The 9,469-nt window shown below is 66.0% G+C and carries 11 protein-coding genes; 8 read left to right on the plus strand and 3 right to left on the minus strand.

Annotation, left to right across the window (positions count from 1 at the left end; all coding sequences use genetic code 11):
* Positions 1-312, plus strand: a 312-nt coding sequence (locus N878_RS04935; protein WP_021442576.1) for a DUF523 domain-containing protein, incomplete at its 5' end; no start/stop codon positions are given.
* 72 nt (positions 313-384) lie between these two features.
* Here the strand turns inward: N878_RS04935 and serA are convergent.
* Entirely contained in the window at positions 385-1,614 is a 1,230-nt protein-coding gene (gene serA / locus N878_RS04940) for a phosphoglycerate dehydrogenase (RefSeq protein WP_021442577.1), read from the minus strand.
* Positions 1,615-1,795: 181 nt separating this feature from the next.
* Between serA and N878_RS04945 the strand changes: the two genes are divergently transcribed.
* The 5 genes from N878_RS04945 to N878_RS04965 all read left to right on the plus strand — a co-directional run bounded on the left by N878_RS04945 (position 1,796) and on the right by N878_RS04965 (position 6,398).
* Positions 1,796-3,187 (plus strand): FAD-binding oxidoreductase, encoded by a 1,392-nt coding sequence (locus N878_RS04945; RefSeq protein WP_021442578.1) that lies wholly within the window; start codon positions 1,796-1,798, stop codon positions 3,185-3,187.
* A 116-nt stretch (positions 3,188-3,303) separates the two neighbouring features.
* Positions 3,304-3,969 carry a fumarylacetoacetate hydrolase family protein gene (locus N878_RS04950; protein ID WP_021442579.1) on the plus strand — a complete coding sequence of 222 codons (666 nt, stop codon included), beginning with the start codon at positions 3,304-3,306 and terminating at the stop codon, positions 3,967-3,969.
* Positions 3,970-4,052: 83 nt separating this feature from the next.
* Positions 4,053-4,970: an SdiA-regulated domain-containing protein gene (locus N878_RS04955; protein ID WP_021442580.1), complete on the plus strand. Its 918-nt coding sequence runs from the start codon at positions 4,053-4,055 to the stop codon at positions 4,968-4,970.
* 92 nt (positions 4,971-5,062) lie between these two features.
* The gene (locus N878_RS04960) at positions 5,063-5,410 is read left to right on the plus strand and encodes a NirD/YgiW/YdeI family stress tolerance protein (RefSeq protein ID WP_021442581.1); all 348 of its coding nucleotides are present in this window, start codon (positions 5,063-5,065) and stop codon (positions 5,408-5,410) included.
* 73 nt (positions 5,411-5,483) lie between these two features.
* Positions 5,484-6,398, plus strand: coding sequence for an SdiA-regulated domain-containing protein (locus N878_RS04965; protein ID WP_021442582.1), 915 nt, complete (start codon positions 5,484-5,486; stop codon positions 6,396-6,398).
* On the opposite strand, the gene N878_RS04970 is transcribed toward N878_RS04965, so the two are convergent.
* Together N878_RS04970 and rpiA are read right to left on the minus strand one after the other, a co-directional pair.
* Entirely contained in the window at positions 6,395-6,730 is a 336-nt protein-coding gene (locus N878_RS04970; RefSeq protein ID WP_021442583.1) for a YegP family protein, read from the minus strand. The two genes, N878_RS04965 and N878_RS04970, sit on opposite strands and share 4 nt — an antisense overlap.
* Positions 6,731-6,792: 62 nt before the next feature.
* On the minus strand, positions 6,793-7,464 hold the full coding sequence (gene rpiA, locus N878_RS04975; RefSeq protein ID WP_021442584.1) for a ribose-5-phosphate isomerase RpiA: 672 nt from the start codon (positions 7,462-7,464) through the stop codon (positions 6,793-6,795).
* Between the two features lie 148 nt (positions 7,465-7,612).
* Between rpiA and ilvA the strand changes: the two genes are divergently transcribed.
* Together ilvA and N878_RS04985 are read left to right on the plus strand one after the other, a co-directional pair.
* A complete protein-coding gene (ilvA, locus tag N878_RS04980; protein WP_021442585.1) occupies positions 7,613-9,127 on the plus strand; it encodes a threonine ammonia-lyase, biosynthetic in 1,515 nt (504 codons plus the stop codon).
* Positions 9,128-9,140: 13 nt separating this feature from the next.
* The coding region (locus N878_RS04985) for a DUF2269 family protein (RefSeq protein ID WP_021442586.1) at positions 9,141-9,469 on the plus strand (329 nt) is incomplete at its 3' end.

Consider the following 9,469-nt stretch of genomic DNA (forward strand, 5'->3'; position numbering starts at 1 on the left):
GGCGCCCTGGTGCTGGACGGACAACTGCCGGTGTTGACGGTGGCGGGCGCGGACGTCACCGCCGCTTTCGTCAGTGGTGCCGAGCAGGCGCTGGCGCTGGTGCACGAGCACGGCATCCGCCTGGCCCTGCTCAAGGCGCGCAGCCCATCGTGCGGCAATCTTGAGAACTACGACGGCAGCTTCAGCGGCGTGCGCGTGCCGGGCGAAGGCGTGACCGCCGCCTTGTTGCGCCGCGCCGGGGTCAAGGTGTTCAACGAGGCGCAACTGGATGAGGCCGCCGCCGAGCTGGCACGGCTGGAGGCCGGCCAGTAGCTCGGATGGCATCCGGGCGACGAACGAAAAAGGGGAGGCCGAAGCCTCCCCTTTTCGCTTGCTGCCGCCGGCTTAGAACAGGACGCGGCTGCGGATGGTGCCGTTGACGTGCTGGAGTTTTTCCAGGGCCAGGTCGGAGTACTCGGCGTCGACGTCGATCACCACGTAGCCGACCTTGTCGTTGGTCTGCAGGAACTGGCCGGAGATGTTGATGCCGTTGTCGGCGAACACCTTGTTGATCTCGCTCATCACGCCCGGCACGTTGGCGTGGATGTGCAGCAGGCGGTGCTTGCCCGGGTGCGCCGGCAGGGCCACTTCGGGGAAGTTGACCGAGGACACCGAGGTACCGTTGTCGCTGTACTTGACCAGCTTCTCGGCCACTTCCAGGCCGATGTTGGCCTGCGCCTCGGCGGTGGAACCGCCGATGTGCGGGGTGAGGATCACCCGATCCAGGCCGCGCAGCGGGCTCTCGAACTCCTCGTCGTTGGACTTGGGCTCGACCGGGAACACGTCGATGGCCGCGCCGATCAGGTGCTCGTCCTTGATCGCCTGGGCCAGGTGATCCAGCTCGACCACGGTGCCGCGCGCGGCGTTGATCAGGATGCCGCCCTTCTTCATGGCGCGGATTTCCTTCTCGCCGATCATCCACTGGGTGGACGGCAGCTCCGGCACGTGCAGGGACACGATGTCGCACAGGCCCAGCAGCTCGTAGAGGTCACCGATCTGCGTGGCGTTGCCCAGCGGCAGCTTGGTCACGGTGTCGTAGAAGTACACCTGCATGCCCAGGGCCTCGGCCAGTACCGAGAGCTGGGTGCCAATGGAGCCGTAGCCGATAATGCCCAGCTTCTTGCCGCGGATCTCGAAGGAGTTGGCCGCCGACTTGATCCAGCCGCCGCGATGGCAGGAGGCGTTCTTCTCGGGGATACCGCGCAGCAGCAGGATGGCCTCGGCCAGCACCAGCTCGGCCACCGAACGGGTGTTGGAGTAGGGCGCGTTGAACACGGCGATGCCGCGCTCGCGGGCAGCGTCCAGGTCGACCTGGTTGGTGCCGATGCAGAAGCAGCCGACAGCGACCAGCTTCTTCGCGCAGTCGAAGACCTCGGCGGTCAGCTGGGTGCGCGAGCGGATACCGATGAAATGGGCTTCGGCGATCTTTTCCTTGAGCTCTTCGCCCGACAGCGCGCCCTTGAGGTACTCGATGTTGCTGTAGCCGGCGGCCTTCAGGGTGTCCACGGCATTCTGGTGGACGCCTTCGAGAAGAAGGAACTTGATCTTGCTCTTGTCGAGAGAGGTCTTGCTCATCGGAGTACCTGTTGTCCCAGGGATGTTTTCAGGGAAGGGCCGAGAAACTCAGCCAGCGCCCGTAGATCGCTGCATGGCTCGATTCACGGGGTGCGTATGCTAGCATGTTCGCCTTTTTCAATGCTCGGTCGCGACCTGAATGGTTCTCAGGGCGACCATGAATCCTTTGAGAGTTCTGTAGATGACCACCTCTGCCCAGATCGAAGAGCTGAAGACCCTGGTTGAACCCGGCAAGGTGCTGACCGACGCCGATTCCCTCGAGGCCTACGGCAAGGACTGGACCAAGCATTTCGCCCCGGCGCCTTCGGCCATCGTCTTTCCCAAGAGCATCGAGCAGGTGCAGGCCATCGTGCGTTGGGCCAATGCGCACAAGATCGCCCTGGTGCCCTCGGGTGGTCGCACCGGGCTGTCGGCGGCGGCGGTGGCGGCCAACGGCGAGGTGGTGGTGGCGTTCGACTACATGAACCAGATTCTCGCCTTCAACGAGTACGACCGCACCGCGGTGTGCCAGCCGGGCGTGGTGACCAAGCAGCTGCAGCTGTTCGCCGAGGACAAGGGCCTGTACTACCCGGTGGACTTCGCCTCCTCGGGCTCCAGCCAGATTGGCGGCAATATCGGCACCAATGCCGGCGGGATCAAGGTGATTCGCTACGGCATGACCCGCAACTGGGTGGCCGGCCTGAAGGTGGTCACCGGCACCGGCGAGCTGCTGGAACTGAACCGCGACCTGATCAAGAACGCCACCGGCTACGACCTGCGCCAGCTGTTTATCGGCGCCGAAGGGACTTTGGGCTTCGTGGTCGAGGCCACCATGCGTCTGGACCGGGCGCCGAAGAACCTCACCGCGATGGTGCTCGGCACCCCGGATTTCGACTCGATCATGCCGGTGCTGCACGCCTTCCAGGGCAAGCTGGACCTGACCGCCTTCGAGTTCTTCTCCGACAAGGCCCTGGCCAAGATCCTCGCCCGCGGCGACGTGCCGGCGCCCTTCGACAGCGAGTGCCCCTTCTACGCCCTGCTGGAGTTCGAGGCGACCACCGAGGAGGTGGCCAACCAGGCCCTGGAAACCTTCGAGCACTGCGTCGAGCAGGGCTGGGTGGTCGACGGCGTGATGAGCCAGAGCGAGCAGCAGCTGCACAACCTGTGGAAGCTGCGCGAGTACATCTCCGAGACCATCAGCCACTGGACGCCGTACAAGAACGACATCTCGGTCACCGTCAGTCAGGTGCCGGCCTTCCTCAAGGACATCGACGCCATAGTCGAAGCCAACTACCCGGACTTCGAGGTGGTGTGGTTCGGCCATATCGGCGACGGCAACCTGCACCTGAATATTTTGAAGCCCGAGAACCTGTCCAAGGACGAGTTCTTCGCCAAGTGCGCGGTGGTCAACCAGTGGGTGTTCGAGACCGTGCAGAAGTACAACGGCTCGATCAGCGCCGAACACGGCGTTGGCATGACCAAGCGCGATTACCTGCACTACAGCCGTTCGCCGGCGGAAATCGCCTGCATGAAGGCGGTCAAGGCGGTGTTCGACCCCAACGGCATCATGAACCCCGGCAAGATCTTCGCCTGATCGACGCAGACGCCCGCTTTACAGCGGGCGTTTTCGTATCCGCCCTCGCGTCGGTTAAGGTACCTGACCGGCCACAAGCCGGGATGTCCACAATACGAACAACACAGGAGTCGGTGATGAGCTATCAGCACCAGTATGTCGACGGAACCACCGTCCACTTTCCCCTCGGCAAGGTCGTGTGCATCGGGCGCAACTACGCCGAACACGCCAAGGAGCTGAACAACCCGGTGCCCAGCGAGCCGCTGCTGTTTATCAAGCCGGGCTCCTGCGTGGTGCCGCTGGACGAAGGCTTCGCCATTCCCGACGACCGCGGCGCGGTGCACTACGAGGCGGAAATCGCCGTGCTGATCGGCAAGCCGCTGTCGAAGAAGCCGGACGCCGAGGAAGTGCGCGACGCCATCAGCGGTTTCGCCCCGGCGCTCGACCTGACCCTGCGCGACCTGCAGAGCAAGCTCAAGGAGAAGGGCTACCCCTGGGAAATCGCCAAGAGTTTCGACGGCGCCTGCGTGCTGGCGCCCTTCGTGCCCGGCGATGCCATCGAGGACCTGGCCGATATCGGCATCCGCCTGTCGATCAACGGCGAAACCCGCCAGGACGGCAACAGCCGCGACATGCTCAACCCCATAGTCGCGATGATCCAGCACATGGCCGGCCACTTCGCCCTGCAGCCGGGCGACGTCATCCTTACCGGCACCCCGGTGGGCGTCGGCGCGCTGCACAAGGGCGACGAGCTGGTGCTGGAGTTGGTCGGTCACAGTAGTTTCACCAGTCGCGTGCTATAAGACGCGCTCCGCCGCCCGACGGGCGGCGGAACTCCATTCGACAGCGGATGTCGGATTGCCATCAAGCAGCCGAGCCGTCGCCCATGTCCTCTCGCCGTTCCCCCGTGTTCCGTCCTCGCTACTGGCTCGCCGGCGCTGCCGCGGCAACGCTGGCGCTGGCGGTGCATGCCCTGCACTGGGACGACCGCGCGCTGCTCTGGTGGCAGGAGGGTCGCACGCCCCTGGTGGATCGCCTGGCCAGCGTCTGGCTGCCCGGCTACCGCGCGGTCATCCAGGCCAAGACGCTGGCCGGCCTGGAGGAGGACGAAACCTCCGGGCTGACCTACAACCCCGCCACTGGCACCCTGTTCACCGTCACCGGCAAGCATCCGCTGCTGGTCGAACTGTCGCGCGAGGGCGAGGTGCTGCGGCGCATCGAGCTGACCGGCTTCGCCGACCCGGAAGGGGTGGAGATGCTCGACGGCGGGCGCATGGCGATCATCGACGAGCGCCGCCGCCAGCTCACCGCCTTCACCCTCGGCGAGGACGAACTGAGTCTGGACGCCGCCGACTTCCCCGGTTTTGACCTGGGCTTCGTCGATGCCGGCAACAAGGGCTTCGAGGGCATTGCCTGGGATGCGCGCAGCCGCAGCCTGCTGCTGGGCAAGGAGCGCAGCCCGCTGGGTCTGTTCAGCCTGCCGTTCCCCGGCGAGGACGGCGCCGCCGGTGTGCTGCAGCCGCTGAGCTACAAGCACCTGGGCATGCGCGATATCTCCTCGCTGAGCATCGATGCGCGCACCGGCCATACCCTGGTGCTGTCCGACGAATCGCGCATGCTGCTGGAGCTCGACCGCGCCGGCCAGCCGGTCAGCTTCCTCAGCCTCAGCGGCGGCCGCAACGGCCTGGAGCGGGCCATCGAGCAGGCCGAAGGGGTGACCATGGACGAGCAGGGCAACATCTATATCGTCGCCGAGCCCAATCTGTTCTACGTGTTCAGCAAGTCGGCGCCGGACGCCGGCTGAGCCGTTCAGCTTGGCTTAAGCGCCGATTCAGTCTGGCTTCAGCTTGTCGTCCTAATCTGACCCCGTCACTTACGAACAACGAGGTCAACACCATGAAACGTACCGCTCTCGCTCTGCTGGTTCTGCCGCTGCTCAGCTCCGCCGCCTTCGCCACCGGCTACACCGGCCCGGGCGCCACGCCGCAGGTCACCAGCGTTTCCGCCGCGCTGCAGGCGGCCGATGACACCCAGGTGGTGCTCGAAGGTCAGATCGTCAAGCGTCTGCAGGACGAACTCTACGAATTCAAGGATGCCAGCGGCACCATCCAGGTGGAGATCGACGACGAAGACTGGCCGAACCAGACCGTCTCGGAAACCGCCAAGGTGCGCCTGACCGGCGAAGTGGACAAGGATTTCAACAGCCGCGAGATCGATGTCGACCGCGTCGAGCTGATCAACTGATCGAAGGTTTTCTGCTAACCCGCCACGGCCCGTTCCGTGGCGGGCTTTTTCGTTGTCGTCAGAGAGAGTCGTCATGCGCCGTCTGCTGAGTTTCAACCCCTGGCTCTACATCCTGTTGTTCCTGCTGCTGGTCGGCGCCGTGCTGGGCCAGCAATACCGTCTGTTCGAGCGCGCCTGGTTCGTGGTGCAGGAGTGGCAGCACGGCGGAGAGTGGCGCGAGCGCTCGCTGTGGCTGGGCGACTACCGGGTGGTGATCGACGCCAAGCCGATCGGCGACATCAGCGACGTCTCGGCGCTGACCTACGACCCGGATCGCGCCAGCCTGTTCAGCGTCACCAACAAACCGGCGCGGGTGATCGAGCTGAGCCTGGACGGGCAGCTCAAGCGCAGCATCGACCTGCAAGGCTTCGGCGACCCCGAGGCCATCGAATACGTGGCGCCGGGCACCTACGTGATCGCCGACGAGCGCGAGCAGCGTCTGGTCAAGGTACGCATCGACGACGCCACCCGGGTGCTCGACGCCGCCAATTTTCAGCAGCTGTCGCTGGGCATTGGCGCGGGTGGCAACAAGGGCTTCGAGGGGCTGGCCTACGACGCCAAGAATCAGCGCCTGCTGGTGGCCAAGGAGCGCGACCCGGTGCGCATCTTCGAGGTGCTCGGCTTCCCCCATGTCGATGCGGGCAAGCCGCTGGCGCTGCAGGTCAACACCGACCCCAAGCGCGATGCGCGGCTGTTCGTGCGCGACCTGTCGAGCCTGGATTTCGACAGCGCCACCGGCCACCTGCTGGCGCTGTCGGACGAGTCGCGCCTGGTGATCGAACTGAACGCGGCGGGCAAGCCGGTCAGCACCCTGTCGCTGCTGGCCGGCCAACACGGTCTGCGGCGCGGTGTGCCGCAGGCCGAGGGGGTGGCCACCGACGACGCCGGCAACCTCTACCTGATCAGCGAGCCGAACCTGTTCTATCTGTTCAGGAAGGCGGCTGATTAGGCCGTCTGATCGTCTAGGGTGGCGTCCGGCGCATTCTTCTGCACCGATTCGATGCCGTTCTGGCAGCTGGCGGCACTGGCGTACATCTGGCTCTGACCGACCACCTGGCCGTTGGTGGCCTTGAGCACGAAGTAGTGCTTGTCGTTGCTCGCGGCCTTGGTCTCGAAGGCGCCGGCGCGCTGCGCGTTCTTGCGTACCGAGTCGATGCCGTTCAGCGCCGAATCCCTGGCCTTGTACAGCTCGCTGGTGAGGATGACCTGGCCGTTGCCGGCCAGCAGGTTGAAATGGAACTGGCCGTCTTTGGCCTTCTTCAGCTCGAACTTGCCGGACATGAGGCACTCCTGGTGTGGGGGATTCGGCTTTAGCCTAGCCCCTCCTGCCTATCCGGCCAGTTTCAGCGGCTGATGCGCTTGACGCCCTCGGCAGTCCCCAGCAACAGCAGGTCGGCCGGGCGGGCGGCGAACAGGCCGTTGGTGACCACCCCGACTATGGCGTTGATGTCCGCTTCCAGCTTCACCGGGTCGACGATGCTCATGTTGTGCACGTCGAGGATGATGTTGCCGTTGTCGGTCAGCACGCCCTCGCGGTACACCGGGTCGCCGCCCAGCTTGACCAGCTCGCGCGCCACGTGGCTGCGCGCCATGGGGATCACCTCGACCGGCAGCGGGAAGGCGCCGAGCACCGGCACCAGCTTGCTGGCGTCGGCGATGCAGATGAAGGTGCGCGCCACTGCGGCGACTATCTTCTCGCGGGTCAGCGCGGCGCCGCCGCCCTTGATCAGGTGGAGGTGCTCGTCGCTCTCGTCGGCGCCGTCGACGTAGAACTCCAGTTCGCTCACCGTGTTCAGGTCGTACACCGGGATGCCGTGGCCCTTGAGCCGCGCGGCGGTGGCTTCGGAGCTGGCCACCGCGCCGTCGAATTCCATCCGGTGCTTGGCCAGGGCGTCGATGAAGAAGTTGGCGGTGGAGCCGGTGCCCACGCCGATGACGCTCTTGCTGTCGAGGCGGGGAAGAATGTGGTCGACGGCGGCCTGGGCCACGGCCTGTTTCAGCTGATCCTGGTTCATCGCGGGGGTGCGCCTGGCAAGGGAGGGAAAAGAGGCGCGAATTATAGCCGCATGGCGGGCAAAAACCCCGCACTCTCTGTGGTCGCACGGCGAAGCGCTGGGGTAGACTCGGCAGTCCCCTCCAAGCCCGACCGCCTGCGAACTCGCCATGCTCGAACAGTACGTGAAGAAGATCCTCACCTCGCGCGTCTACGACGTCGCGGTGGAAACCCCGCTGCAACCGGCCCGCCAGCTGTCCGAGCGGCTCGGTAACCAGATTCTGCTCAAGCGCGAGGATCTGCAGCCGGTGTACTCGTTCAAGATTCGCGGCGCCTACAACAAGCTGGCCCAGCTGTCGGCCGAAGAGCTCGAGCGCGGCGTGGTCACCGCCTCGGCCGGCAACCACGCCCAGGGCCTGGCTCTGGCGGCCAAGCACCTGGGGGTGAAGGCGACCATCGTCATGCCGCGCACCACGCCGGAATTGAAGGTGCAGGGCGTGCGCTCGCGCGGCGGCAAGGTGGTGCTGCACGGCGACGCCTTCCCCGAGGCGCTGGCGCATTCGCTGAAGCTGGTGGAGGAGAAGGGCTACACCTATATCCACCCCTACGACGACCCGCTGGTGATCGCCGGCCAGGGCACCGTGGCCATGGAGGTGCTGCGCCAGCACCCGGGTCAGCTGGACGCCATCTTCGTGCCGGTGGGCGGCGGCGGCCTGATCGCCGGCATCGCCGCCTACGTCAAGTACCTGCGCCCGGAGATCAAGGTGATCGGCGTCGAGCCGGACGACTCCAACTGCCTGCAGGCCGCCATGGCCGCCGGCGAACGGGTGGTGCTGCCGAGCGTCGGGCTGTTCGCCGACGGCGTGGCGGTGGCGCAGATCGGCGCGCACACCTTCGATATCTGCAAGCAATACGTCGACGAGGTGATCACCGTCAGCAGCGACGAGATCTGCGCGGCGATCAAGGACATCTACGACGACACCCGTTCGATCACCGAGCCGGCCGGCGCCCTGGCCGTGGCCGGGATCAAGAAGTACGTCGAGCGCGAGCGCGCCCAGGGCAAGGTGCTGGTGGGCATCGATTCGGGCGCCAACGTCAACTTCGACCGCCTGCGCCACGTCGCCGAGCGCGCCGAGCTGGGCGAGAAGCGCGAGGCGATCATCGCCGTGACCATCCCCGAGCAGCCGGGCAGCTTCAAGGCCTTCTGCGAGGCCATCGGCAAGCGCCAGATCACCGAGTTCAACTACCGCTACCACACCGACCGCGAGGCGCACATCTTCGTCGGCGTGCAGACCCACCCCGACAGCGACCCGCGCGCGGCGCTGGTCGAAGGCTTGCGCGCCCAGGGCTTCCCGGTGCTGGACCTGACCGACAACGAGCTGGCCAAGCTGCATATCCGCCATATGGTCGGCGGCCACGCGGCGCGGGTCAGCGACGAGATGGTGTTCCGCTTCGAGTTCCCCGAGCGGCCGGGCGCGCTGTTCAACTTCCTGCAGAAACTCGGCGGGCGCTGGAACATCTCGATGTTCCACTACCGCAACCACGGCGCCGCCGACGGCCGCGTGGTGGCCGGCCTGCAGGTGCCGGACAGCGAGCGCCACCTGGTGGCCGAGGCGCTGGACGCCATCGGCTACCCCTATTGGGACGAGAGCGACAACCCCGCCTATTCCCTGTTTCTGGGTTGATAAGGAAAGTCTGATGGAACACTACCTGCTGGTCCGCATTCTCCACGGCGCCCCGGGCATCCTGCTGCTGCTCGGCCTGATCGCCCACGGCGTCATGCTGTTCAAGGCGCAGCGCGCAGGCGATGCCGCGGTGCTGGCGCGCAAGCTGCGCGTGACCCTGCTGTACAGCCTGCCGGCCTTCGCCGTGCTGGCGCTGAGCCTGCCGCTGACCGGCTGGTGGCTGGTGGACAACGTCGGCTGGCCGCTGGGACAGACCTGGCTGCTGCTGGGCAGCATCCTCTACGCCGTGCTGATGCTGCTCGGCCTGCTGCTGGCCGGGCGTCTGGCCGCCTGGCGCGCGCT

Source organism: Pseudomonas sp. EGD-AK9 (assembly GCF_000465935.2).
Classification (GTDB): domain Bacteria; phylum Pseudomonadota; class Gammaproteobacteria; order Pseudomonadales; family Pseudomonadaceae; genus Aquipseudomonas.

What these genes read in the sequence shown, in the direction of transcription:
- serA (WP_021442577.1), bottom strand. Translation starts at nt 1,614, where the DNA reads ATGAGCAAGACCTCTCTCGACAAGAGCAAGATCAAGTTCCTTCTTCTC.
- N878_RS04945 (WP_021442578.1), top strand. Translation starts at nt 1,796, where the DNA reads ATGACCACCTCTGCCCAGATCGAAGAGCTGAAGACCCTGGTTGAACCC.
- N878_RS04950 (WP_021442579.1), top strand. Translation starts at nt 3,304, where the DNA reads ATGAGCTATCAGCACCAGTATGTCGACGGAACCACCGTCCACTTTCCC.
- N878_RS04955 (WP_021442580.1), top strand. Translation starts at nt 4,053, where the DNA reads ATGTCCTCTCGCCGTTCCCCCGTGTTCCGTCCTCGCTACTGGCTCGCC.
- N878_RS04960 (WP_021442581.1), top strand. Translation starts at nt 5,063, where the DNA reads ATGAAACGTACCGCTCTCGCTCTGCTGGTTCTGCCGCTGCTCAGCTCC.
- N878_RS04965 (WP_021442582.1), top strand. Translation starts at nt 5,484, where the DNA reads ATGCGCCGTCTGCTGAGTTTCAACCCCTGGCTCTACATCCTGTTGTTC.
- N878_RS04970 (WP_021442583.1), bottom strand. Translation starts at nt 6,730, where the DNA reads ATGTCCGGCAAGTTCGAGCTGAAGAAGGCCAAAGACGGCCAGTTCCAT.
- rpiA (WP_021442584.1), bottom strand. Translation starts at nt 7,464, where the DNA reads ATGAACCAGGATCAGCTGAAACAGGCCGTGGCCCAGGCCGCCGTCGAC.
- ilvA (WP_021442585.1), top strand. Translation starts at nt 7,613, where the DNA reads ATGCTCGAACAGTACGTGAAGAAGATCCTCACCTCGCGCGTCTACGAC.